The sequence below is a fragment of the Paenibacillus ehimensis NBRC 15659 genome (assembly GCF_004000785.1).
GTDB classification, from domain to species: Bacteria; Bacillota; Bacilli; order Paenibacillales; family NBRC-103111; genus Paenibacillus_G; species Paenibacillus_G ehimensis.
The window spans coordinates 1-22,439 of the sequence record NZ_BILX01000095.1; the positions used below are offsets into that span (position 1 = coordinate 1).

At 56.1% G+C, this 22,439-nt stretch carries 24 protein-coding genes and 1 riboswitch; of the genes, 14 read left to right on the forward strand and 10 right to left on the reverse strand.

What is annotated here, in order from left to right; genetic code table 11:
* The 5 genes from PEH01S_RS30665 to PEH01S_RS30685 form a co-directional block, all read left to right on the forward strand.
* Positions 1–424: RsmF rRNA methyltransferase first C-terminal domain-containing protein (locus PEH01S_RS30665; RefSeq protein ID WP_174807188.1), on the forward strand; the 424-nt coding region annotated here is incomplete at its 5' end.
* Positions 425–426: 2 nt separating this feature from the next.
* Positions 427–1,164 (forward strand): pseudouridine synthase, encoded by a 738-nt coding sequence (locus tag PEH01S_RS30670; RefSeq protein ID WP_127489973.1) that lies wholly within the window; start codon positions 427–429, stop codon positions 1,162–1,164.
* Positions 1,165–1,221: 57 nt separating this feature from the next.
* Positions 1,222–2,037 (forward strand): Cof-type HAD-IIB family hydrolase, encoded by an 816-nt coding sequence (locus PEH01S_RS30675; RefSeq protein ID WP_127489975.1) that lies wholly within the window; start codon positions 1,222–1,224, stop codon positions 2,035–2,037.
* Positions 2,038–2,119: 82 nt separating this feature from the next.
* Entirely contained in the window at positions 2,120–3,160 is a 1,041-nt protein-coding gene (locus tag PEH01S_RS30680; protein WP_127489977.1) for a hypothetical protein, read from the forward strand.
* Between the two features lie 58 nt (positions 3,161–3,218).
* Positions 3,219–3,371: riboswitch (FMN riboswitch) on the forward strand.
* 141 nt (positions 3,372–3,512) lie between these two features.
* On the forward strand, positions 3,513–4,460 hold the full coding sequence (locus PEH01S_RS30685) for a DMT family transporter (protein WP_127489979.1): 948 nt from the start codon (positions 3,513–3,515) through the stop codon (positions 4,458–4,460).
* Positions 4,461–4,555: 95 nt separating this feature from the next.
* Here the strand turns inward: PEH01S_RS30685 and PEH01S_RS30690 are convergent, their stop codons facing one another.
* Positions 4,556–5,941 (reverse strand): RsmB/NOP family class I SAM-dependent RNA methyltransferase, encoded by a 1,386-nt coding sequence (locus tag PEH01S_RS30690; protein ID WP_127490001.1) that lies wholly within the window; start codon positions 5,939–5,941, stop codon positions 4,556–4,558.
* 123 nt (positions 5,942–6,064) lie between these two features.
* Between PEH01S_RS30690 and queD the strand changes: the two genes are divergently transcribed.
* The 3 genes from queD to queC are packed head-to-tail and all read left to right on the forward strand — an operon-like array spanning position 6,065 to position 7,919.
* Complete coding sequence (gene queD, locus PEH01S_RS30695) at positions 6,065–6,541, forward strand: 6-carboxytetrahydropterin synthase QueD (RefSeq protein ID WP_025851265.1); 477 nt, start codon at positions 6,065–6,067, stop codon at positions 6,539–6,541.
* The gene (locus PEH01S_RS30700) at positions 6,538–7,212 is read left to right on the forward strand and encodes a 7-carboxy-7-deazaguanine synthase QueE (RefSeq protein ID WP_127489981.1); all 675 of its coding nucleotides are present in this window, start codon (positions 6,538–6,540) and stop codon (positions 7,210–7,212) included. The genes queD and PEH01S_RS30700 overlap by 4 nt, the downstream gene beginning before the upstream one ends.
* A 23-nt stretch (positions 7,213–7,235) precedes the next feature.
* Positions 7,236–7,919, forward strand: coding sequence for a 7-cyano-7-deazaguanine synthase QueC (gene queC / locus PEH01S_RS30705; protein ID WP_025851267.1), 684 nt, complete (start codon positions 7,236–7,238; stop codon positions 7,917–7,919).
* Between the two features lie 69 nt (positions 7,920–7,988).
* Here the strand turns inward: queC and PEH01S_RS30710 are convergent, their stop codons facing one another.
* From PEH01S_RS30710 to PEH01S_RS30720, 3 genes are all read right to left on the reverse strand, one after another.
* Positions 7,989–9,572, reverse strand: coding sequence for a M4 family metallopeptidase (locus PEH01S_RS30710; protein WP_127489983.1), 1,584 nt, complete (start codon positions 9,570–9,572; stop codon positions 7,989–7,991).
* Positions 9,573–10,250: 678 nt separating this feature from the next.
* Positions 10,251–11,009, reverse strand: coding sequence for a type I methionyl aminopeptidase (gene map, locus PEH01S_RS30715; RefSeq protein WP_025851269.1), 759 nt, complete (start codon positions 11,007–11,009; stop codon positions 10,251–10,253).
* Positions 10,978–11,610, reverse strand: a complete 633-nt coding sequence (locus PEH01S_RS30720) for a TetR/AcrR family transcriptional regulator (RefSeq protein WP_127489985.1) — start codon at positions 11,608–11,610, stop codon at positions 10,978–10,980. Before PEH01S_RS30720 ends, map begins: the two co-directional genes overlap by 32 nt.
* A gap of 294 nt (positions 11,611–11,904) precedes the next feature.
* Here PEH01S_RS30720 and PEH01S_RS35620 point away from each other — a divergent pair, with 294 nt between their 5' ends.
* Entirely contained in the window at positions 11,905–11,991 is an 87-nt protein-coding gene (locus PEH01S_RS35620) for a putative holin-like toxin (RefSeq protein WP_108531390.1), read from the forward strand.
* 257 nt (positions 11,992–12,248) lie between these two features.
* The gene (locus tag PEH01S_RS30730; RefSeq protein ID WP_246063112.1) at positions 12,249–12,485 is read left to right on the forward strand and encodes an RNA chaperone Hfq; all 237 of its coding nucleotides are present in this window, start codon (positions 12,249–12,251) and stop codon (positions 12,483–12,485) included.
* Positions 12,486–12,606: 121 nt separating this feature from the next.
* On the opposite strand, the gene PEH01S_RS30735 is transcribed toward PEH01S_RS30730, so the two are convergent.
* From PEH01S_RS30735 to PEH01S_RS30755, 5 genes are all read right to left on the reverse strand, one after another.
* Positions 12,607–13,053 (reverse strand): helix-turn-helix domain-containing protein, encoded by a 447-nt coding sequence (locus tag PEH01S_RS30735; RefSeq protein ID WP_127489987.1) that lies wholly within the window; start codon positions 13,051–13,053, stop codon positions 12,607–12,609.
* Between the two features lie 319 nt (positions 13,054–13,372).
* Entirely contained in the window at positions 13,373–13,804 is a 432-nt protein-coding gene (locus tag PEH01S_RS30740; protein WP_025851274.1) for a PH domain-containing protein, read from the reverse strand.
* 129 nt (positions 13,805–13,933) lie between these two features.
* On the reverse strand, positions 13,934–14,533 hold the full coding sequence (locus PEH01S_RS30745) for a sporulation delaying protein family toxin (RefSeq protein ID WP_281281544.1): 600 nt from the start codon (positions 14,531–14,533) through the stop codon (positions 13,934–13,936).
* Between the two features lie 148 nt (positions 14,534–14,681).
* Complete coding sequence (locus tag PEH01S_RS30750) at positions 14,682–15,659, reverse strand: sporulation-delaying protein SdpB family protein (RefSeq protein WP_127489991.1); 978 nt, start codon at positions 15,657–15,659, stop codon at positions 14,682–14,684.
* Positions 15,644–16,297, reverse strand: coding sequence for an SdpA family antimicrobial peptide system protein (locus tag PEH01S_RS30755; protein WP_127489993.1), 654 nt, complete (start codon positions 16,295–16,297; stop codon positions 15,644–15,646). The genes PEH01S_RS30750 and PEH01S_RS30755 overlap by 16 nt, the downstream gene beginning before the upstream one ends.
* A 328-nt stretch (positions 16,298–16,625) precedes the next feature.
* Here PEH01S_RS30755 and PEH01S_RS30760 point away from each other — a divergent pair, with 328 nt between their 5' ends.
* The gene (locus PEH01S_RS30760) at positions 16,626–16,832 is read left to right on the forward strand and encodes a helix-turn-helix domain-containing protein (RefSeq protein ID WP_010498610.1); all 207 of its coding nucleotides are present in this window, start codon (positions 16,626–16,628) and stop codon (positions 16,830–16,832) included.
* Between the two features lie 66 nt (positions 16,833–16,898).
* Here PEH01S_RS30760 and PEH01S_RS30765 read toward each other — a convergent pair whose 3' ends face one another.
* Positions 16,899–18,041 (reverse strand): GGDEF domain-containing protein, encoded by a 1,143-nt coding sequence (locus tag PEH01S_RS30765; RefSeq protein ID WP_127489995.1) that lies wholly within the window; start codon positions 18,039–18,041, stop codon positions 16,899–16,901.
* A gap of 164 nt (positions 18,042–18,205) precedes the next feature.
* Between PEH01S_RS30765 and PEH01S_RS30770 the strand changes: the two genes are divergently transcribed.
* The 3 genes from PEH01S_RS30770 to PEH01S_RS30780 form a co-directional block, all read left to right on the forward strand.
* Positions 18,206–19,345 carry a glycosyltransferase family 4 protein gene (locus PEH01S_RS30770; RefSeq protein WP_127489997.1) on the forward strand — a complete coding sequence of 380 codons (1,140 nt, stop codon included), beginning with the start codon at positions 18,206–18,208 and terminating at the stop codon, positions 19,343–19,345.
* Positions 19,346–19,447: 102 nt separating this feature from the next.
* Positions 19,448–20,743: a metallophosphoesterase family protein gene (locus PEH01S_RS30775; RefSeq protein ID WP_127489999.1), complete on the forward strand. Its 1,296-nt coding sequence runs from the start codon at positions 19,448–19,450 to the stop codon at positions 20,741–20,743.
* Positions 20,740–22,439: AAA family ATPase (locus PEH01S_RS30780; RefSeq protein WP_164828095.1), on the forward strand; the 1,700-nt coding region annotated here is incomplete at its 3' end. The genes PEH01S_RS30775 and PEH01S_RS30780, both read left to right, overlap by 4 nt.

Below are 22,439 nucleotides of genomic sequence, written 5' to 3' on the forward strand. Positions count from 1 at the left end.
CTTCGCGGCAGAGCAGCTGGCCGCGGCGCCGTACGGCGCGGCCGAGCTCGAATGCCGCGGCGAGCATGTGTACGCCGCGCCGGCCGGGCTGCCGCCGCTGGACGGCATCCGGGTCATCCGGCCCGGATGGTACCTCGGCAGCGTAACCAAGCAGCGCTTCACGCCTTCGCACGCGCTGGCGATGGGGCTGCGCGCGGAGGAAGCGCTGCGCACGGTGATGTTCACGGCCGACGATTCGCGGGCCGTGCGGTATTTGAAGGGCGAGACGCTGGAGCTTGCCCCAGGCGAGCTTCGCACCGCGGCGGACAGCGTTCCCGCTAAAGGGTATGCCCTCGTGTGCATCGACGGGTATCCCGTCGGCTGGGCAAAAGCGCAGGACGGGATGCTGAAGAACGAATATCCCCCCGGTTGGAGGTGGACTTAACGATGAAAGCAACGCTGCGTCTGGACAAGATGCTGGCTCATACGGGCTTCGGGACCCGCAGCGAAATCAAACAGCTCGTCAAGCGCGGGCTTGTCAGCGTCGGCGGCAAAACGGCAAAGGACAGCGGAATGCAGGTGAATCCCGAGCGCGACCGCGTTACGGTCGATGGAGAGCCGGTGGTCTACCGCGAATTTGTCTATTTGATGCTGCATAAGCCGCAAGGCGTCGTGTCCGCGACAGAAGATACGAGAGACCGGACCGTACTCGATTTGCTGGACGAGCAATACTCGCATTTGGACGTATTCCCGGTCGGACGGCTGGACAAAGATACCGAAGGGCTGCTGCTGCTGACGAACGATGGCAAGCTGGCGCACAACCTGCTGTCGCCGCGCAAGCATGTTCCGAAAACGTATTATGCCGAAGTGAAAGGCGCCGTGGACGGAAACGATATAGAAGCATTCGCGCACGGCGTGACACTAGACGACGGCTATGTGACGATGCCGGCCGAATTGAAGGTGCTGCAGTGCGGGCACCCCGAGGCGGGCGAGCTTTCCCGCATCGAATTAACCATACATGAAGGTAAGTTTCATCAGGTGAAACGCATGTTTCAAGCCGTCGGCAAGCAGGTAACCTACCTGAAACGGCTGTCCATGGGACCGCTGAAGCTCGACCCGGCGCTGCCGCTTGGGCAGTCGCGGGAATTGACGGAGGAAGAGCGGCAAAGCTTGCTGACGCGCTGACACGCTGACACGCTGACACGCATATAGAGAGAAGAAGTACAAGGGAGCGGAGAGGAAATGAACTATCGACTGATTGCGCTTGACGTGGACGGCACGCTTTTGAACGACAATTATGAAGTAACCGGCCAAACGGTGGAAACGCTGCGTAAGGCGCATGAAGCCGGGGCCCGGATCGTATTGTGCACCGGCAGAGGCCCGGCCAATGCGATTCCGGTTCTCGAGCGTCTGGGCCTTACCGGCGTGCTGATCACGCACAACGGGGCAGCGACCGTCGAGACGCCGGGTCCGAAGCTGCTGCATCAATTCGGCTTCGAGGTGCAGGAGCTTGCGGGGCTCATCCGCTACTGCCGCGAGCAGCAGGTTCATTTTGACGTGAACACGGCGCTGGATATGTTCGTCGAGAAAGTTGGCCAGCGGGAAGCGGCGATGTACGAAAAATATATGGTTTCTCCCGAGCGGGTGGAGGACGTGCTGAGCATGACCGTTCCGCTGGTGAAGCTTACGATGTTCGGGTCGGAGGAAGAGATGGATGCGGTAGAGCGGGACTTGGCGCGAATTTCACTCCCTCCGAGCGTTCATGCGCTGCGCAGCGGAGTTCACTTTGTCGACGTGATGTCGAAGGAAGTATCCAAGGGCCGTGCGCTGCAAGCGCTCGCCGCCCAATGGGACATTGCCTCCGAACAAATCGTGGCCATGGGCAATTATTACAACGACATCGATATGATCCGGTTTGCCGGGCTAGGCATTGCCATGGACAATTCGCCGGAGGCGGTCAAAGAGGCTGCCGATGCCGTAACCCTGTCCAATAACGACGACGGCGTGCACGAAGCGCTGCGCCGTTACGTGCTTCCTTCGGAAGAACTCCGCGCATAGTTTTCCGTTCGGGAAGGACATGCTATGAGGGTAGGAAACTCCGCACTATGCGAAAGCCTAAACCTGATTGGAGGGGACCCGAATGACGCATGTCAGCTTAAGACCGGATCTGAGGACGGCGGGCGGCGAAGTCAGCGACATCATTTTCAAAAATCGGTTTGTGGGCACATTATCTCTCGTCTTCCGTGAATCTGACCGAATCGCAGGCGCGCTCCAATTGGAGAAAGAAGTGCTTGACGAAGCGGAGAAAGAAGAAGTGTTCGAAGCGGTCCACCGGTACGTGGACTCCCTGCTGGAAGCTCTGCAGGCAAAAGGGTGCGAGGTCATGGTCACCTACAGCAGCTTTGACCATGTGATCGCTTCGGAACGGGAAGCGGAGGCCTATGCCGGGGTCGTCTCGACGGAAGAAGATTTCGATTACGACTCGGATTGGATCGATAACGAGACGCGCTTGGAAGACGAGACGCCCCAGGAGCGGGACGACTACACCATGGCGGATTTCGAGCTGGTGCTGGTCGGTGAAGACGAGGGCGCCCTGGAATATCATCTCTACGATAAAGAGGAAGATTTTGTCGCCGAGGCGTTTCTCCAGGTCGAGAACCGCGAAGTGACCGGTACCGTCTATTGGATGGTCGAACCTACCGAAGCCGACCTGGATATCGCTGCCGATCTGCTTGTGCTCGATTTCGACGAGGACGAAGTGGACCGCTTCGAGCTTGCGATGAGCTTCGACAACGAGATTTTCGAAGTGATACAGCTAACCCACGAGGATTTGCTGGCGGAGGAGGAAGACTCCGAGGTATTGTGGAGCGGAAAAGACGAAGACAAGGATTACACGGTTACGCTTGTCCGGGATGACAGGGGAGTGCTGACGTACGAAATTTATCAGCAGTCCCGCGGCGGCCTTCCGATCGGTACGGCCACGGTGGATATCAGCGAGCGCCAGCTCACCGGCTTTATCGATTTCCGCGAGCCCGGCAGTACCGACGACCGGGAGCTGATCGCTACCTTGCTGATGGAGGAGCTTGACAAGGAAAAAGATTACTCCGCGCTCAACTTGTCCATGATGCACAACAACCGGCTGATCGAAGAAGTGCTGTTCGAAACGGAAACCGTCCATTAATGGCATAAAAGGCTTGCCGAAAACGAAAAGCATATGATAAAATGCTTTCTAATTGAATTAGGACCTTCGGGGCAGGGTGAAAATCCCGACCGGCGGTGAAGGCTCGCTCGGAGCCTAAGCCCGCGACTCGTCGATTTCCGCAGCGGAACAGACGACTGACTTGGTGCAATTCCAAGGCCGACGGTAATAGTCCGGATGGGAGAAGGTCACAAAGTAGGCATACCGGTTTGAATCGTTTGTCAAAAAACGGCTCAAGGTGAGCTTATTTGCATATGCCCCGTTATCTTAACCGATAGCGGGGCTGACTTCTTTTCGAAGGGTCCTGTTCAAACACCTTGGGAGGTTGTTGAATATGGACAGAGCTACTGCTGTCGGGTTAAACGGCCGTGTTGCAACGGCCAAAGCAAGCGTGCGGAGCGGATTATGGCTGGTTGTGCTCGGCTCGGCACTATGGGGCGTCGACCCTTTATTCCGTATCCTGCTGCTCAAATCGTTTACTTCTACGCAAATTGTATTGATCGAGCACGTGCTGCTGCTCGTCTACGCCTTGCCCGTCGTTTGGCTGCACAGGCAGGAGCTGCGGGGCTTGAAGCTGCGCCATCTCCTGGCTCTGCTGTTCATCTCGTGGGGCGGCTCGGCTCTGGCGACGATCCTGTTCACCTCGGCGTTTGCTCACGGCAATCCGAATGCCGTGCTGCTGCTGCAAAAGCTGCAGCCGCTGTTTGCGATCATTCTGGCCCGGGTCGTGCTGAAAGAAAGCTTGCCGCGGCGTTTTTCGCTGCTCTTGCTTCTCGCTTTGCTCGGCACCTATCTGCTGACGTTCGGCTGGAAGGCGCCGATCGGGCATTGGGGCGATATCGCGACCTGGAGCGGCCTGCTTTCCATCGGGGCGGCTGCGCTGTGGGGCGGCTCGACGGTAATGGGGAGGCTGGTGCTCGGGCAAATGAAGTTCGAGACGGTGACGGCCCTCCGTTTCCTGCTGGCGCTGCCGCTGCTTCTGGCTTTGTCGGCGGGCGAGGGAATGGCGCTCGTTCAGCCCGCGCCGTCGGTCGCCTGGGGCGCGGTAATCGTGAATTTGGTTCTGGGCGCTTTCATTCCGGGACTGCTCAGCCTGCTGCTCTACTACCGGGGACTGACCGATACGAAAGCTTCCTATGCGACGCTGGCGGAGCTGTCTTTTCCGGCGGTCGGCTTGCTGATCAACTGGCTGGTGTTCCAACAAGCCGTCACCCCGGACCAATTGGCCGGCTTCGTGATTATATGGGCTGCTTTGTTCGGTCTTTCGCGTCAAAGCGACTAAAAAAGACTGTCCTTCGGCATGTTGGATTGAGTAATCATTCCATCGATGCGGGGACAGTCTTTTTCGCTAAAAGCTTCTATATATGGAGGACGGGGCTATCGGCGCAAGCCTTTCGGATAATGGTTTTTGACCTGTGTTCCGGATTGCTTGCCCCAGCCGAGCGGAAAGCCGTCAATCGTGATCAGCGTCCAGCCGCTGCGGGCTTCGGGGCCGTCGATGGTCTCACCCCGGAGGTAGCGTTCCGCTTCGCCGTTCCCCGCGGCCAGATTCACCGCAAGCCGGGCTTGAGCGGCGTCCGTGAGCGCAAGCGCCAAAGCATGCGCCGGCTCCGCGCGGTCCTTCTTCACCTCGGCGAGGTGAAGGCCGGGGCGAAGCGTCTTGAGCCCCTGGAGCATCGCGCTGCCGAACGGGATGCCGGCTGGTGCGGGCAGCAGGTAGAGCTGCTCGCCGAACAGGACCGGCTCGCCCGGCGGAAGCTCGAAGCCCGCGGCAAGCGCCTCCTCGGCGAACCGCTGGAACAGCCGCATGGCTGCCTCTTCGGGCCGCCCGATTCCGCGCTTCGCTTTGCCCGCTTGACGCGTACGAGGGGCTGCGAAGCCCGTCACGGCGCCGTGCGGCTCGTCCGGCGTCCCTTCAAGCTGCAGCACGGCGACAAAATGCCCCTCGCCGCGGTGCAGGTGCGGCCAAATCCGCTCCGTCCGTTCGAGCCGCAGCTGCGGATATTGACGGAGCAGCTCGTCAACGGTGCGCTCATTCTCCTGCACGTTGAACGTGCAGGTGGAATAGGCGAGCCGTCCGCCCGGCTTCAGCATCGCCACCGCCGATTGTAGAATGTCGAGCTGCCGCGCCGCGCACATCTCGACGTGAGCCGGCGACCATTCGGCGATCGCCTCCGGGTCCTTACGGAACATGCCTTCCCCCGAACAGGGGGCGTCGACCATGATTTTATCGAAAAAGCGGGGGAACCGCTCGGCTAGCTGCTGCGGCGTAGCGCTGACGACGACGGCGTTCGTGACGCCCATCCGCTCGATATTTTCGGATAAGCTTTTGGCGCGGACCGGGTGAATCTCGTTGCTGATCAGCAGCCCTTGGCCCGCCAGCTTCCCGGCGATGTGCGTCGATTTCCCGCCCGGCGCGGCGGCGAGGTCGAGAACGACGTCTCCCGGCTGCGGGTCAAGCAGTTCAACGGCGGACATGGCGGAAGGCTCTTGGATATAGTACAGCCCTGCCGCGTGGTAGGGATGCTTTCCGGGCTTCGTTTCTTCCCGGTAATAGAAGCCTGTCCCGCACCAGGGGACGGGCTCCAGCCCGAACGTGTCGCGCAGACGCTCCAGGAAGGAGCCGCTCTTCGGGTCGATTTTGGCAGGATTCACTCGCAAGCCTTGCGCGCGGGGCTGCTCATAGCTTCGCAGGAACGCTTCGGCGCTCTCTTGAAGCTGCATTTGCATTTGTTGGATATATGCTTCGGGCAAACGGATCATAGAGGACATGTCGAACTCCTTTTATGGCTGTCGGTATCCTACATTATACAAGCTTCGCCATATTGTGAGAAGCTAAGACTGCATGCTATAATTGTTTGGTCCTTTTGGGAGAGGTGAACGAGAATGACTTACGAAATTCCGAAAAAAGTACAAACGTTAGGCGAAGACATTCAGCGGAGCGAGCTTAAATACCACGATAGGGAAGTGCTCGTCTCCAAGGAATTTACGTTCGATAGCGCTCATCATTTGCACTGCTACGAGGGCAAATGCAAAAGCCTGCACGGACACACGTATAAACTTCAGGTCGTGATGCGCGGCAAGGTTGACGACCGGGGCATTACGATCGATTTTGCGGATATCAAACGAATCGCCAAAGAGCGCATCATTGACCGGCTGGATCACCGTTACTTGAACGAAGTGCTGCCGCCGATGAATACGACCGCGGAAAATATGGTCGTCTGGATGTACGAGCAGCTGCGGGACGCGCTGCGGAGCGAAGGGCTGTTCCCGGCCGTGCGGCTGGAGGAAGTCCGCCTGTGGGAGACACCGACCAGCTATGCGGCCGTCACGGCCCGACTGATGGGAGATGATCCGGCATGATCGGGCTGCCCATGGTGGAAATTTTCGAAACGGTCGAGGGGGAGGGCACCCGGGCCGGCTTTCCAACCGTATTCGTAAGGCTGTTCGGCTGCAATCTGCGCTGCACGTGGTGCGATACGAAGTACAGCTACCCGCCGGCCGAGGCCGAATTTACGATGACGATCGAGGAGATTGTAGCCGAGGCGGGCCGTTACCGTTCGCGGCATGTTTGTCTGACCGGGGGCGAGCCGCTGTTGTATGGCGATAAATCCGCGGCGCTCATCGAGGCGCTCGCCGCAACCGGCCGTTACGACGATCTGCATATCGAGACGAACGGCGCCATGGACCTGACGCCTTTCCTGGAGCGGATCGAATCGCCCATCGTCCGTTACATTATGGACTACAAGCTTCCCGATTCCGGCGAAGAGGAACGGATGGTCACCGCAAATCTGGCGAAGCTGCGCCCGCAGGACGAGCTGAAGTTCGTGATCGGCAGCGAGCGGGATTTTCATGCGGCCAAAGCGCTGCTCGAAGCGTACCCGACCCGGGCGCTGCCGCTGTTCAGCCCGGTCTGGGAAACGATGCCTCCGGCCAAGCTGGTCGGCTTGATGCTGGAGCATGGCTTGTCTCGGGTGAAGCTGAACATGCAGATGCATAAAATCATTTGGGACCCTGCGGCCCGCGGGGTCTAACCAATCGAATGAAGGTGGGAACGATGAAAAAAGCAGTCGTTATTTTGAGCGGGGGGCTGGACAGCACAACCTGCATGGGGATGGCCCAGGACGCCGGGTATGACGTTTACCCGATTACGTTCGATTACGGGCAGCGCCAAAGGCGCGAGATCGATAACGCCCGGCAGGTGGCCGAATTTTATAAGACGGCGAACCGTCATAAGGTGATTGCGCTCGGCTTCCTGAAAGAGTTCGGGGGCAGCGCTTTGACTGACGAATCGATTGAGGTTCCGCCGGCCGGCGAGAGCGGTTCGGTCGATTCGGATATTCCCGTGACTTACGTACCGGGCCGCAATCTGCTGTTCCTCTCGATCGCGACTTCTTACGCGGAGACCATCGGAGCGGAAGCGATCTATATCGGTGTCAACGCGCTGGATTACAGCGGATATCCGGACTGCCGCCCGGAATTTATCCGGAAGGTGGAGGAAGTGATGGCGCTGGCGACGCGTGTCGGCGTGGAAGGCGGTCCGATCCGCATCGAAACGCCCTTGATTCATTGGACGAAAGCCGAAATTATCCGTGAAGGAATGCGCCTCGGCGTGCCGTATCACTTGACAACCTCATGCTACAACGGACAGGAGGAAGCGTGCGGCGTTTGCGACAGCTGCCGGCTGCGCTTGAAGGGCTTCGACGAAGCGGGGACGGCCGATCCGATAGCTTATCAATAAGAATAGTTAAGGGGCTGCCCCTTATTCGCTTGTGCGAATGGGAGCAGCCCTTTAGGTTTTGCGCTAAAATTAGTTCACGCCGACGGCAGTATACGCTTTTTTGACAGCGTTTACTTGAGAAGAATTCGCTCCGTACAGGTCGGTTGCCGCTTGAATGGCTGCTGCGCGCATCGCCGAGAAGTTCGAAGTTGGAGTCAGGTAATTGATGAGGGCGTCATAGAAAATTTGCACAGCCGCATCGCGTCCGATCCCGTTCACGGTGACGCCATAGTGCGTGCCGCCTTGGGCGATCAGGTAGAAGGCTTTGTTGTTGATACCGCTGTTAATATGCACGCCGCCGTTATCGGAAGGTCCCGTATAGCGGTCTTGATAGCGGTCGGGTTGGTTATACAGCTTGGGGTTCTCCATAGAGCGGAGGGCGTCCCCGGGAGTATTCGGCGTATAAATCAAGTCGCCGATCAGCCAGTTTTTGCCGTCGATCGCGTTGCCGATAATATCGGAGATCGATTCGTTCAGCGCTCCGGATTCGCCGTAGTATTCCAGGCCGGCCGTATGTTCCGTAACGCCGTGGGTCAATTCGTGGCCGATGACGTCCGGATCGGCGGAGAACGGAATGAAGGTTACGCCGTCGCCGTCGCCGTACACCATTTGCACACCGTTCCAGAAGGCGTTGTTGTATCTGGAGGAATAGTGCACGGTCGATTTAAGCTGGAAGCCGTTGCCGTCAATGCTGTTGCGGCCAAATTTGTTTTTATAGTAATCGTACACTTTGGCGGTATAGGCATGCGCATCGACCGCCGCGCCGTCGTTCCAAATATTGCTGGAGCTGGTGAGCAGCGTTCCCGGCAGAGAGGACCGGTTGCCAGCGCTGTAAGTGACGATACCTTGCCCGCGCGTCGTATCCTTCAATTGATAAGTGGAGCCGGATTGCGTGGTCGTGAACGATTTCGTATCTCCGAGCACGCCTTTTCCGGTACCTGTAGCGTGAGCGAGGATGTCGTACTTGAATAAAATGCTGCCGTCTTCGGCGCTGATGAAGTAGCGCGTCCGGATTGCCTCCGGTTCGAGAACGTTAACCTCGGTCACATAAGCGAGGACCGGTTGTCCGTTGTGTAAATAAACGTACAGATCCGCTTCCGGTGTCTTTTGCGGTTCACCCAGCTTGCCGACGGCGGCCTCGGTATCTTTCTGGGCCACGGCGATGGCTTGCGCTTCGCTGATTTGCGAATTCAAGCTTTTCGAAACTTGCTGCTGCTGGTCGGGAAGCAGGCTGCCGATCAGCGAGGTAACTTGTCCTTCTTTGTTGACATGGATCGTTTGTACGCCGCCGTATACGGGGACGCCTCCCACATACTGCTGTAGACGGTAATGCGTGGTTCCCGTTTTCTCGTCGGTCGTTTGGCCGATAATTTTCAATTGCTTTTTCAGATCAACGGTTTGGCCGATTTGGAAGCTTTCCTGCTTGGATTCGAGATACTTCCAGATTTTTTCCTCTCCCGATACTCCTTGCGGCGCACTCCAGCTTTCCCCGGTAATCAATTGAGGGGTGAATCCTCCGAAGGGAGCAGCTTGATCTTGTGGAGCAGCTTGCACCCCTTGCACGCTCCCGAGCAAAAATGCTCCTGTAATAATCGATGCCCATACTTTTAACATAAACGTCATCTCTCCTTTTTAATAGTTTTCCAATCGGTTTAGAATGAATTTGAAACTGATTGAACCGATGGCGGGATGTAAATCAAATTTAAAGCGGGTCTCGTCGAAGGTAATTACTACAGAAGCGATCATCTGGAGGTAAGGCAGGATAAATCGAGTGGAAGCATGAGGTGTGTACAACTGGAGCAGGGGCGACGGGTGATCGATACGGGTTTTCCGCTAAAGGCATCACCTCTTTCATCAGTGGTCAATTCTTTTTGGGTAAAATCGTAGAGGCATATCGTAGTTCATTGAAACATCAGGTAAAATATTCCAATGTGGACTACTTGATAATTATATTAATACAATTTTAATTTTTTTCAATACCCTTTTAAGTAAAAATTTTCCTTCTAAAGCATAAAAGGTTCTTTAGTCTTAGCTTTCGGGGCGAATGGTCCCCTGTGCTTTGTCGAAATGCGATGAATTGTAAGGCGGATGAGGCTTCTATGGGGCTGTGATCCTGGGTAAGGAAGAAAAATGTAGTCGGTCAAGGGGCGTCAGGCGGGGAGAGCGTGCGGCAAATTGGCTGGAATTTACGAAGTTGTTGGGAACCAAATCAGCCCTTTGTCCGGCAGAAGGCCGCGGACAAAGGGCTGAAACCTAAGAGTTGAACCGGAAATCCATATCGGTTTTACGGCGTTAGTGAACCGTAGCTTGATCGGTGAGCAGCAGCGGACCGTCTTCGGTGATGGCGATCGTATGCTCGTATTGGGCGGATAGCCGTCCGTCAGCCGTTCGGGCCGTCCAGCCGTCCGCTTCGACGTACATATGGTGCGTGCCGGCATTGATCATCGGCTCGATCGTAAACACCATGCCTTCCTTCAGGCGTACGCCTCTGCCGGGCAGGCCGACATGTGCATAGTTGGGCTCTTCGTGCAGATCCCGGCCGATGCCGTGGGCAAGCAGATCGCGCACGACGGAGTAGCCGTTCCGCTCCGCATGGGATTGGACCGCGTGGGTGATGTCGCCGAGGCGGTTGCCGGCGAAGGCCTGAGCGATGCCGAGATCGAGGCACTGCTTGGTCACCTCCATGAGCCGCCGGGCTTCGTCGGAAATGGAGCCCACCGCGTAGCACCAGGCGGAATCGCCCAACCAGCCGTCGACTTCCGCGACGATGTCAATGGTGACGATGTCGCCTTCCTGAAGAGGCGTACGGCTTGGAAATCCGTGGGCGATGACGTCGTTAACGGATGCGCAGGTGGCGTACTTATACCCTTTGTAGCCTTTGGTAAAAGGCCTGCCGCCGGCTTTTGTGATCATCGTATCCACGAGATCTTCGATTTCGAGCGTCGTAATGCCGGGCTGCACCAGCTTGGCAATTTCCCGGTGACAAGCGGCGACCAACTGGCCGGCTTGTTTGATGCGTTCAATTTCTTGCTTGGATTTCAAAATAATCATTGGCTCCATGTCCCTTCTTTTCGATACTGCGGACTAACGAATCGGCGATATCGTCGGTATCCGGCTCCTCATGACCGTGATGAATCCATAGACCGGCGCAGCCGATCATGAAGCCGAGCAGAAGATTCGCCCGTTTCTCAGGCTCCTGCGCCCCGAGTTGTTCCATCGCCGACACAAGCGGACGGTACAGCTCGATTTGGAACTGATCGTACAGTTTTTGAAAGCGGCCGCCCGGGACCTGCTGAAAGTTTTCCCAGATCATCTTGTACAAAATGTAGACGGACCGGTCGTGAAACCATTGCCGCAGCAGGAGTGTGCCGTACCGCCGGAGCTGCTGCCCGGGGGGCTGGGGAGCGCCGAACGCTTCCCCGGTCACTTGCTTGGCTTCGTGGAACGCCTGCCACAGCAGGTCGTCGAGCAGAGCATGCTTGTTTTTGTAATAATGGTATACGGTGCCGTAGCCCAGATTCGCTTTGTTCGCTACGTCGCGCATCTCCATCGTAATGCCCTGCTCCAAATACACCTCGGCTGCGGCTTGCATAATTTGCTTTACCCGGAGAAGCCGGATTTCTTCGTTCTGTTCTTTCGTTCGCGGAGACAAGCGATCACCTCTTTTTTTTGACCTACTGTAATGTCAATCATAAATGATTCCGCGGCCGTTTGCAATATTTCCCGGCTTGCCATCCGCGAAAGCCTGGAGGTGCGTAGGCTGATGCGCCGGATAGGGGAAGCCGGGCATCCCGCAGTCCGTATTGTTCGGTCCCATAGAACGCTTGATTTTCCCGTTGGACAAGCCTATTTTGGGTTCAATGGAATAATATGTTACAATGGAAAAACCACGATAGAATGGCTTTTGGGGCGGTCGGCTAGCCTCCTGGAAAGGAGGTGATGGCCTATGGAGGTATACCAAGCACTTACCTTGATGTTCGGGTTCGGCATGTTCATCCTGGCTTTGCTGACGTACCTTAACAAAAAGAAATAGACCGCCCTCGGTCAAAGCAGCGGTCCTTTCTTGATCCTCATACAATTTGTCTAAGCCTACCGCCCTAAGAAGCGGCTATTGTGCGGGAATGCGGATGTTTGCGGCATCCGCATTCCTTTTTCAGTATACGCATGTTGGCGGAACGTGATACTTTCTATTTATAGTTTACATGGCCTTATCCGTCCTGGCAATAGAGTAATAGATTCGGTTGTGATACTATAGAACGGAATCCTAAAAAAGAGAGAGGGATGTCTCACATGACAAAAAGCAGTGATAACATGCAGACCCAGGATGATGTGCAGAACCGGTTTTTGGATCAACTCATTACGGAAAGGATCCCCGTCACCTTGATTACGAAGAACGGTGTCCAAATGCAGGGCACCTTGAAGTCGACGGACCGGTACACGATCCTGATCGAGGTCAAAGGAAAAGATACGTTGATTAACAAAGTGGCGGTATCTACGATCGTATCAAGCAAGCGCCTGCCTATTTAATCCGCGTCGTGTGACAACAGAAGGACCGCCCGCGACTTCCAGGCCGGGACGGTCCTTTCCTCTTCCCCTGAAAAAAAAGTCCGGTTCCCCCGGAGTACCGGGAGCCGGACTTTCCTGCCGATCATTTCGACTCATACGAAAATTCCACCGCTTCCTGAGGGCTTTCCGCCGTCTGCTCGTCCTTGCTGTGAAGCTGCTTTTCTTTCCAGAACATGACGGTCAGCATCCGCTCGATCCATTCTTTATCCAGCTCGGTCAGCTCGATTCCGTCGAAGATGAGGTCGTTCTCGCGCAGAAAACGGCGCAGGTTCACCCGCGGCTTCGTATAGCTTCCTTCCTCTTTGTCGGAGGATGTTTTCTCCAGATAGCCCGCGATTTGCATCAGCTCGGTATAAGGAATGTTCAGTCCCTCGGACAGCTTCATCAGCACATCGGGCGAGGGAACCCCGCGGTTGCCGTTCTCCAGCTGGGAAATATAGGCCGCCGATACGCCGGAGCGGTCTGCCAGCTCACGAATGGTGAAGCCTTTCAATTTGCGCATATCTCGTAATTGATCGTAGAAATCCATCGCACACACCCACATTATTGAAATAATGGCAAAGCAATAAACAAGATAAGTAAATAACGGTGAATATCTATATATTAACAGTTAAAAATAGGAAGTACAAATAAAGTTGATTTAATAAAAGTAAACATGAATGATTGAAAAAGTAAATTAAATTGATGTATATACAGCGGCGTCTTTTTTTAGCCAATCCCCATAAATTTTATCATAGCATCAAAGTATATAAAGAAAAAGTTTCAGCTCATAAAAAAAGAAGCCTTCAGTTCAAATCGTGAAGACTCCATTCCTGGATTTAGCTTATATTGGTTTTGCATTTTCGTTCCTAATCCAGCTTAATCGGGATGCGGTCGGAAAAGTGCCGCCGCAGCGCGGACACAAACGCTTCCCGGTCTTTGGGCGCAACGTGCGCAAAGCTCATTCCGTTGTTATATTGGATACTAAGCCGATTCGTGGAAAAGGCCGGCCCCGCCAGCAGCGTTTTTGTTCTTGTTACGGATGTGATGGAATCCAGCGGAATTTTACTTTTAAAAATACCGAGCACAATAATGAGATGCGTGTCTGTTATGACGTAATAGGTATTATACCAAACGAGCAAGAAAAACGTTTCAAACACCATAACAACCAAAATCAACGGAATTTTTTCTCCAAGCGTCGCTGGTGCAAACCAAATGGCAACGATAACGGCCAGCAGAAGTAAAACAATGATGCCGAACATGAACGCAAACGCTGTGTCCCTCTGAGGTTCAAAACGCATCAGGTTCCCCTCCCTTATGTTTTCGCCTGCATTCCCTTGCGCAGAAAAAAACAAACAGCAGGACCGGGGAGCATACTGAGATGCCCCCGATCCCCGGCAGACCACGGATATTGAGTTGCTACGTTTAACTTACCGATAACTAGAAAGTCTGTCAATAACTTTATTGACAAACAATTCTTTTTCAAGCTGGGAAGAGGCAGTCATTTCCGCTTTGGGCCAAAATTTTACTTGGTTATAAACCCAATAAGCAAATCCGGCCACCACCTGAATGCCTGCCGCCGCAGTATGAACTACGGCCGCATAGTTATAGACTCCCGCACCTACCATGACCAGAACCCCTGCCGCGAACGCGTTTACCGTAGGATCATCGGCATTCTGGTACATAAGGCCTTGTCTATTTATCGCTTCATTCAACAAGGTTCCGCCTTTGGTGAAGGCTTGGTCAATGGCCACGTAATCTTTGCTGTAAACGGCCTTTTCAAACTCGTCGAAAAAGGCAGGCGAGCTCTGTTTCATGTCCGCGACGGTTAAAGCGACCCATTTCTTCGCTTCCTCGCTGTTCGTCTCCTTCAGCGTGTTTTTTGGCCATATTTCCGGAAAAAGCTCGCTTACCGGTCCTTGCCCGAAAACAATGCCGACAAACATTTCTTCTCCCGTAAACGATTTACGTTCGCCCGACTGCGCCCACACGGATGTGTACGTGCCGATTGCCAATACGAAAACCAGCATAGCCGCGATGATGGACTTCGTTTTTGACCTGATAAGGATCAAAGATCATACCTCCCGCAAAAGTGATTTTCCCACTGCAAACCTCACCTTTTATGCGTGAACGAGCTCTTGCTGCAGGTCCGTGGCCTGCCTTTTATCGTGTAAGGCATTAGTGGGCTTCGTCGAACGAAGGGGCAGCCTGCCGACGGGAACGTGTCAGACCCCATGTTCTAAATCCTTTCAGAGAGCAGCGGAACCGGTATTCTTGTTCAACCGGCCTCAGATACAAGATAAGCAGGCCGAACATAATCAACGAAAAGCTGTACAGACCGATCATAATGGCAATCATCCCGTGAAGAGCAAAGCCCAGGTACAAAAAATAGCTCCAATAACGCTTAGGCACAAACAACGCTGAGAATAAGAGAATTTCAGCGACAAACGTTCCCCATGTAGGGACGACCACCAAGCTTGTATTCAGAACAAATTCGGTCGCTTTAATCAGCAAGGGAGGCATGCCAAGGAGGGAATCGTTCAGAAAATAATAAGTCGCGGTGCCGTCAATCCATTCTTCTTGTTTCAACTTTGCCACGGCTGCGTTCAAATAAAGGATGGAGGCCTGAAAACGGATGGCAACAATGGTTATTAGTGCGACAATATGAGGAAGGACCGCTCCGCTTTGGATATGGTCGGCTTGCTTTTGAACATCAATCTTTTCCCAGTGCCATTTTCTGGGGTCCGTCAACGTAAGGGGCAGTAACAGCAGCGTAAGAACCGCACTGACTTGCTCCCCGCCATCCAACGTCAGCGCAGAAGTCTGCATGCTGTGCGCAATCCACCAGTGGAACACGCCCGTGATTCTTGGCCTCCAGCCGATGGCAACCAACAGAAGAATTCCGATACAAAGCCACCGGATCAAATTTAAATAAAAATATTCGTTCGGCACCGTACAAAAAATGCTGAGGTTATAAGAACAATTGGGATAGTCGGCAATGCCGGCGGCAGGCCGAAAAAATATGGTCGCATCATTCAGCAACAGCGTAAGCAAGGTAGATACCGCCAGCAACGTTCTTGCCAGACCGTAAACGTTCGTCCATGGACATACCGACGACAGCGTATGCAACGTGTATTTTCCTATTTTTTCGAGCATTGGACCGACACCCTTACAATTTTTGATGGCATTACGATATTATTTTTTTGTTTGCTCCATGCCCACGGAACCGGTTGCTGCAGGGCCAGACCGAGTTCGTTGCATAACGTGGGCTTCGGAGAGGTATTGATAGCGCTTACTTTTATTTGCGATTCCGCTAAACATATGGACGGTTCCTTTTCGCACTTGGTCCACGCATCGCTTTTAATGGAGGCTTGGATTAACCCTACTTCCAATCCTTGCGCCCTTCCTGACCGTTTGATGCCGAACCAATTTTCCGTTCGATTGTTAGGCCAGTTCACGGTTGGGCGTTGAGTCGACAGATCGTACACGAGCAGCTGGTCGTCTCTCGGGTTTTTGCTGTAAAATCCCCACCCTTGCGGGAAGACGGACTTAAATGCATTCGGGTTGGGGATCAGTTGGGACACAGGATTCACAGGCATGGATGATACAATGGAGAGCAGAAAGACGAGTAGCCACAACAAGCTGACCAACACCGCAAAGGCCCCCAAACGATAGTGCAGTTTCCGCGCTTCAGCAGGGGAGTTCATTCCAGTATCAACTCCTTTTTTCCAAATGATGACCATTGGGACTAAATTGGGCTGATAAATTGATTGTTCGGAAATTTCTTTATCCATAAAATACAATTAAATGTAACAATATGTAAAGTCCTAAAGTTTCGACAATAGAGTACCTATTGGACTTGGCGGGCCCAACAAAGTTATTCTCTTCAAGGAACGAAAATTACCCCGAAAATGGTAAGGCCTTTTAAGCCCTTCGGATGAGATGAAAGAACCGGTACAAAACAGCATGCGTAAACAACGGTGAATATCGATAAAATACAGTAAAAAATAGGAAGTACAATTAAACTTGATTTAACAATAGTAAACATTACTGGTTGCAAAAGTAAATTAAATTGATGTATAATGGTAGTGGGTTTTTGTTCAGCAAGGGGGAGGACCGCTCATGAAAATTAAAGCCAAAACGAACGCGATCGTACGGGCCCGGATCGTCAAGGGAATGACTCAGCGGGACCTGGCCCAGCTCTCGGGCTTGAGCTATGCTTATATCAGCTTGCTGGAGCGATCGGTCAAGGCTGTCGGCCCGGGCACGGCGAAGAAGCTCAGCGATCTTTTGGAGCAGCCTCTGGAGGAATTGTTCACCATAGAATAGACCTGCGACAGAAGCGGGAAGCCGGCTTCCCGCCTTTCTTCCGAGAGCGTACGGACCGGCGTCGGCTCAGAAGCCGACGACTTTGTTTTTGCCGGTCGTCTTGGCCCGGTACATTGCTTCATCCGCCTGCTTGATCAACTCCTCCGCGTTTACCCCTTTTTTGAGCATACTGTACCCCATGCTTACCGTGACGATGGTCTCCGCCTCTACACGGCTTCGGATACGCTCCGACAGGCCTGCGGCATCGACTTCCGGGTCCGTAACCAGCACGACCATTTCTTCCCCGCCGTAGCGTCCGCAAATCCCGGAATCCTCCGTTTCTTCCTTCACGATCTGCGCTACCTGCTTTAGCACCTGGTCTCCCATATGGTGACCCTTCGTATCGTTAAGCTTCTTGAAGTTGTCGATGTCGCTGAAGATGACCGATACCGGCGCACGTTGCTGCACGTATTGGGTGACGCGGTTGTAAAAATATTTCCGGTTGTACAGCTTCGTAAGCCCGTCGGTAATGGAGGAGTTGTAAATGGCTTGCATGATCTCGATCACCCGCTCGAAAATGAACAGGAACAGAACGATGTAAAAGACGAACGGAATCGTTTGCTCCAGAAACTTCAGGGCGATCTGCTTGCTGTCAAATAAATAAACGTTGGCCATATGTATCGTGTGGGTCGTAAAATAAACGGTCAGCATCAGCTGATACTTCCCGTTCTGGCCGATACGTGAGTTCACGAGCAGGAAGCTCAAAAACAGCAGCAAAAACAAGTACAGCTCCATACCGAGCGGACGGAGCAATTTGGACTGTTCCTCACTGCCCTGCAGCCAAGCCGGAGCGAACCAATACGACAACGAGATGGCGGCGGTCAATAGAATAAAAAAGGCGAAGACGACAAAGTCCCGCTTGCGGGTTGCGTTATACAGCTGATAAATGCCGATATTGAGCATCACAAAGGCAAGCACCTTGATCAGCAGAGCGATGAATTCTTGCACGGGGGTTATGTCTTGGGCCAAGGTCTTTTCGATGATCTGTGCGTGTTGGACGAACAGGATAAACAGCGCAATGATCATGGAGAAATATCCGATCTTGCGGCGCGACAGCAGCAGTCGGAACGAGACGAGAAACGTCATCAGAATGATGACGATCAGCATCGAATGCATAAAGATCGAACCGGCCGGTCCGAAAATCAAATCCCAAATCGTCTGATTGTTCATGAAACGCGCGAAAGCCTCACTTTGTAAACGGGTACATGGTACTGATTATACCAAACATATATTCGTTTTGGGAAGTCTTGTCGTCGCATTCCGGAACTGTTAGGATGGTAGTGACGAAGCGCCCTTGCGTTTCGCGAACAACGGGAGAGGCCGAGGTGGGTAGGATGCGTATTCTTCAAGCGTTATTTTTTCCGCCGGAACAGCCTGGCGGGGTTTCTTCCATGGTTCCTTTCATGCTGGACCGCTTCAACAAGCGGGGCTGGGAGATGGAGCTTTTTTCGCTGCCCAAACGGGTGCGCGGCAAAGGCACCGGGGAAATTCGTTTCTCTACGTTCGACTGGGAGCCGTATGCGGGCCATCCGGTAGTCGATAAATACATACAGACGATGAAGGACTATATCTGGTGGACGAAGATGCGGATCAAATCGGCGTACGATCTGATCCACGCCCACCATCCGATTGCCGGGCTGGTCATGAAGCAGCTGTTTCCGGACACCCCGCTGCTCATGACGGTGCACTCCAGCTATGAGCGCGAGCTTGCGCTGAACGGCAAAATTTCGACGGACGGCCCCGAGCATGCCTTCCTGACGTCGCTTTACCGCGAGCTGGAGGAAAAGGCGGATCAGCTGATTACGGTGTCCAATTCCTTCAAGCATTATTTGTCCGATTACGTGCAGGAGCCGGAGCGGATCGGGGTGATCCCGAACGGCTTCGACGAGAAGCGGTTCCGTCCGGTCCATCACGAGAATCAGGTGCCGCAGCTGATTTCGGTTTGCCGGCTCGTGCCTGCCAAAGGGCTCGATACGCTGCTGCATGCCTGCGCGGAGCTGAAACGCCGGGGGCAGCCGTTTGTGCTGCATCTAATCGGAGACGGGCCGATCCGCACGGAGCTGGAGGAGCTTGCGCAGCAGCTCGGGATTTACGAGGAAACGATTTTTTACGGCTATATGCTTCACCCGGAAGACTTTATGCCGTTTTTTGACGTTTTTGTCCTGCCTTCGCGGGCGGAAGCGTTCGGTTCGGTGTTTGCGGAGGCGGCGCTCTGCGGTCTGGCCGTTGTCGGCACGAACGTGGGGGGCATTGCCGAGCAGATCGAGCACGGCAGCAACGGCTTGCTGGTTCCGGTCGATGACGTGCAATCGCTGGCCACGGCGCTGGAGAAGGTGATCGGGGATCCGATGTACCGGTATCAGCTGTCGCGTGTGGCGCTGGAGAAGGCGCTCAAGACGTACTCGATGACCCGCGTCGTCCAGCAGCTCAGAAACGTCTACCGGACGTACCGCAAGTCGCCGCCGGCGGAGTAGGGCTTAGGCGGGAGTGCTGGCGGTCCTGCGGGATCGCCCGGCTGCCGGGCCTGTGATTCAAGGCAACGCCAAGCTAACGGGACAAGGACGGAGGATTTGGAAATGACGCAGGGGTTTCGGTTTATTCATGCGGCCGACCTGCACCTGGACAGTCCGTTTCGGGGATTGTCCGGTCTGCCGGACGGGCTAAGGGAGCGGGTGAAGGCATCGACGTTCACGGCGCTCGACCGGCTCGTTGATCTGGCGGTTCGCGAGCAGGCGGATTTTGTCGTCGTCAGCGGCGACATCTACGATGCAAAAGACCGTTCGCTGCGCGCTCAGCTGCGGTTTCAACAAGCTTTGGAAACGTTGGCGGGACACGGGGTGCCCGCCTTTGTCGTTCATGGAAATCATGATCCGCTGCACGACGGTTACAGCGCGAAGCTGCGCTGGCCGGATACGGTAAAAGTATTCGGGAGCGACGAAGTCGAGAGCGTCGTCGTCCGGGCGCGGGACGGCGAGCCGATTGCGCGGGTATCGGGCATCTCGTTCGGCCGTTCCGCGGTGACGGACAATTTGACGCCGGGCTTTGTCCGGCATAACGATGGGCTGTATCACATCGGGGTGCTGCATGCGAACGTGGACGGCGATGCGGGGCACGACAATTATGCGCCATGCAGCCTGCGGGATTTGACGGGCGGGCAGGCGGATTATTGGGCGCTCGGCCATATTCATTCGCGCCGGGTGCTGCATGAGCGGCCATGGGTGGTGTATCCCGGCAATCTGCAGGGCCGTCACGTCCGGGAAACCGGCCCTCGCGGGTGCTATGTGGTCGACGTGGCGGCAGGCGGCGAAACGCAGCTGCGGTTTCAGCCGCTGGACGACGTGCGCTGGGATGTCCGGGAGCTGTCCATAGCCGGGCTGGAGACGGAGCAGCAGCTGAAGGATGCGCTGGAGGAGGAGCTGGAGGCGGCCTGTGCGGCCGCGGACGGACGCGCGGTTCTGGCGCGCCTGTCGCTGACCGGACGCGGGCCGCTTCATGCAGCGGTGCGCCGCAGCGGATGGCTCGCGGGGCTGGCGTCCGCGCTGAGAGAGAGCGCCGCTTCCGGCGGGGAAGCCTTTTGGATCGAGAGCATCGAGGATCGGACCGGAGCGGCCGTCTCGCGCGAAGAATTGGCCGCAAAGCCGGGCTTTCTGGGCGATCTGCTGCGCCTCGCGTCGGAGGCCGGCGAATCGCCGGAACGGCTGTCGGCCTTCGCGGAGGAAGCGCTCGCCCCGCTCGCCGGGCAGCCGCAGCTTGCCGCTCTGTTAAGCGAGCTGGGGCCCGAGGAATGGGCCGCGTGGCTGCAGGAGGCCGAAGAGCTGGCAATCGATCTGCTGGCGGAAGATGGCGGCACGGAGACGGGGTGGAGCGAATGAGAATCGAGCGGCTGGACATCCGCCGTTACGGTGTGCTGCACGATGTGGAGCTGCTGGCTGATGCTCCGGTTACACTGTTTTATGGTCCGAACGAAGCGGGGAAAAGCACCGTTCTCGGCTTTATCCGGGATGTGCTGTTCGGCTTTCCCCGGGGAGGCTCGGCGGAGCGGCTGACTGCGCCGGGAGAGGGTGGGAACGGCGGGGCGATTACGCTCGTTGACGAGCAAGGCCGCCGTTACCGGGTTGAACGGTGGGCGCGCTCAAGCGGAGGACGGGGCCGTGGGCCTGCGGCCGGCAGCGTGCGCGTGACGTTTCCGGACGGAACGGCTGGGGGCGAGCGGGAGCTGGCTGCGCTCTTGGGCGGGATTACGCCTGAGTTGTTCCGCAGCTTGTTCGCGTTCGGCCTGACCGAGCTGCAGGAGCTCGGGACGCTGCAATCGGGCGAGGTCGGCAGCTTCTTGTACAGCGCGGGACTTGGCGCGAGCGGCAGCTCGATTCGCGGGGCGGACAAGAAGCTCGCGCAGGAGCTGGAGCAGCTGTACCGCCCGCGCGGGCGCACGCCGCTGATGAACCGGGCGCTGCAGGAGCTGGCGGCGGCGGAAGCGGAGCTCGCGCAAAGCCGCGGCCGGGCGGAGCGCTACAATGCGCTGGAGGCGGAGGCGAACCGCCTGGCTGCGGAGCAGGAGACGCTGGAGCGCGAGCTGGACAAGCTCCAGCGCGAAGCGGACTGGCTTGCGCGGTGCATCCGCGCCCAGCCGCACTGGCTGCGGAGGGAGGAGCTGCGACGCGAGCTGGCGGAGCTCCCCGAAACACTGGATGCGTTCCCGGCCGATGCGCTGCCGCGGATGGAAGCGGTGCTTGCCGAGCGGGAGCGGCTTACGGTCGAGCTGGACCGGGTCGCCCTTGCGCTGTCCGATCTGAAGGAAGGCTTGCGGACGGCCGAGGCGGAAGCGGAGGCAGAGGGAGCGGTGCTTGACCGGCGGGCGGCGCTTGAAGCTTTGCTGGACCGGCTGCCGGCCTACGAAGAAGCGAAGCGGACGCTGGCGGAGGCGGAGGCGGAAGAGGAGCAGCTTGGCCTGGAGCTGGAGCGGATGCTTCGCCGCATTCACCCGGCATGGACGTCGGACCATCTGGACCGTCTTCCTTCGACGGTCATGCTCCGGGAGGAGGCATCCGCTTTCCGCGAGGAGTGGCGCGTCTGGCGGCAGAACGAATCGCTGCTGGAGGCGGAAGCCGAGCGGCTGCGAAGCGAATTCGGCACAGAGGAGCTTGGGCTGGCGGATGGCCGGAGTGGGGCCGCCGGGGGAGGCCCGGTGGAAGAGGACCAGGGCCGCAGCCTGAGCATCGACGGAGAACGGGCGGAGGAACGTTTGCCGTCCAATGAAGACCACTTGCAGGCAGAAGAAGGACTGGACCGGATTCGGACGGCAAGACGCTTGTTTCACGAATGGAAGGAAGCGCTGCGCGAGGTCCGGTTCGAGGCGGAGCGCGAGCAGGACCGTGAGAAGCTGAGCCGTTTGGAAGCGCAGGCCGGGCCGGAGAAAGTCCGCCCCGCCTCTTTCGGACTCCCGCTGTATATTTTCTATGCCTTGACGCTGCTGCTGCCCGCCGGACTGGCGGCGCTGCGGCAGACGGCTGCGGCTGCCGCAGCGCTCGCGGTGCTGCTCGCCGCCAGCGCCGCTTGGACGCTTGCGCG

Bases quoted from the DNA above. Each gene is read 5' to 3' on its own strand.
- PEH01S_RS30740 (WP_025851274.1), bottom strand. From the start codon at position 13,804: ATGCGTTTTGAACCTCAGAGGGACACAGCGTTTGCGTTCATGTTCGGC.
- PEH01S_RS30710 (WP_127489983.1), bottom strand. From the start codon at position 9,572: ATGTTAAAAGTATGGGCATCGATTATTACAGGAGCATTTTTGCTCGGG.
- PEH01S_RS30735 (WP_127489987.1), bottom strand. From the start codon at position 13,053: ATGGATTTCTACGATCAATTACGAGATATGCGCAAATTGAAAGGCTTC.
- PEH01S_RS30765 (WP_127489995.1), bottom strand. From the start codon at position 18,041: ATGAACAATCAGACGATTTGGGATTTGATTTTCGGACCGGCCGGTTCG.
- PEH01S_RS30775 (WP_127489999.1), top strand. From the start codon at position 19,448: ATGACGCAGGGGTTTCGGTTTATTCATGCGGCCGACCTGCACCTGGAC.
- PEH01S_RS30685 (WP_127489979.1), top strand. From the start codon at position 3,513: ATGGACAGAGCTACTGCTGTCGGGTTAAACGGCCGTGTTGCAACGGCC.
- PEH01S_RS35620 (WP_108531390.1), top strand. From the start codon at position 11,905: ATGGAGGTATACCAAGCACTTACCTTGATGTTCGGGTTCGGCATGTTC.
- PEH01S_RS30700 (WP_127489981.1), top strand. From the start codon at position 6,538: ATGATCGGGCTGCCCATGGTGGAAATTTTCGAAACGGTCGAGGGGGAG.
- PEH01S_RS30730 (WP_246063112.1), top strand. From the start codon at position 12,249: ATGACAAAAAGCAGTGATAACATGCAGACCCAGGATGATGTGCAGAAC.
- PEH01S_RS30750 (WP_127489991.1), bottom strand. From the start codon at position 15,659: ATGCTCGAAAAAATAGGAAAATACACGTTGCATACGCTGTCGTCGGTA.
- PEH01S_RS30670 (WP_127489973.1), top strand. From the start codon at position 427: ATGAAAGCAACGCTGCGTCTGGACAAGATGCTGGCTCATACGGGCTTC.
- PEH01S_RS30755 (WP_127489993.1), bottom strand. From the start codon at position 16,297: ATGGATAAAGAAATTTCCGAACAATCAATTTATCAGCCCAATTTAGTC.
- PEH01S_RS30770 (WP_127489997.1), top strand. From the start codon at position 18,206: ATGCGTATTCTTCAAGCGTTATTTTTTCCGCCGGAACAGCCTGGCGGG.
- PEH01S_RS30745 (WP_281281544.1), bottom strand. From the start codon at position 14,533: ATGCTGGTTTTCGTATTGGCAATCGGCACGTACACATCCGTGTGGGCG.
- PEH01S_RS30690 (WP_127490001.1), bottom strand. From the start codon at position 5,941: ATGATCCGTTTGCCCGAAGCATATATCCAACAAATGCAAATGCAGCTT.
- queC (WP_025851267.1), top strand. From the start codon at position 7,236: ATGAAAAAAGCAGTCGTTATTTTGAGCGGGGGGCTGGACAGCACAACC.
- queD (WP_025851265.1), top strand. From the start codon at position 6,065: ATGACTTACGAAATTCCGAAAAAAGTACAAACGTTAGGCGAAGACATT.
- PEH01S_RS30675 (WP_127489975.1), top strand. From the start codon at position 1,222: ATGAACTATCGACTGATTGCGCTTGACGTGGACGGCACGCTTTTGAAC.
- PEH01S_RS30760 (WP_010498610.1), top strand. From the start codon at position 16,626: ATGAAAATTAAAGCCAAAACGAACGCGATCGTACGGGCCCGGATCGTC.
- map (WP_025851269.1), bottom strand. From the start codon at position 11,009: ATGATTATTTTGAAATCCAAGCAAGAAATTGAACGCATCAAACAAGCC.
- PEH01S_RS30680 (WP_127489977.1), top strand. From the start codon at position 2,120: ATGACGCATGTCAGCTTAAGACCGGATCTGAGGACGGCGGGCGGCGAA.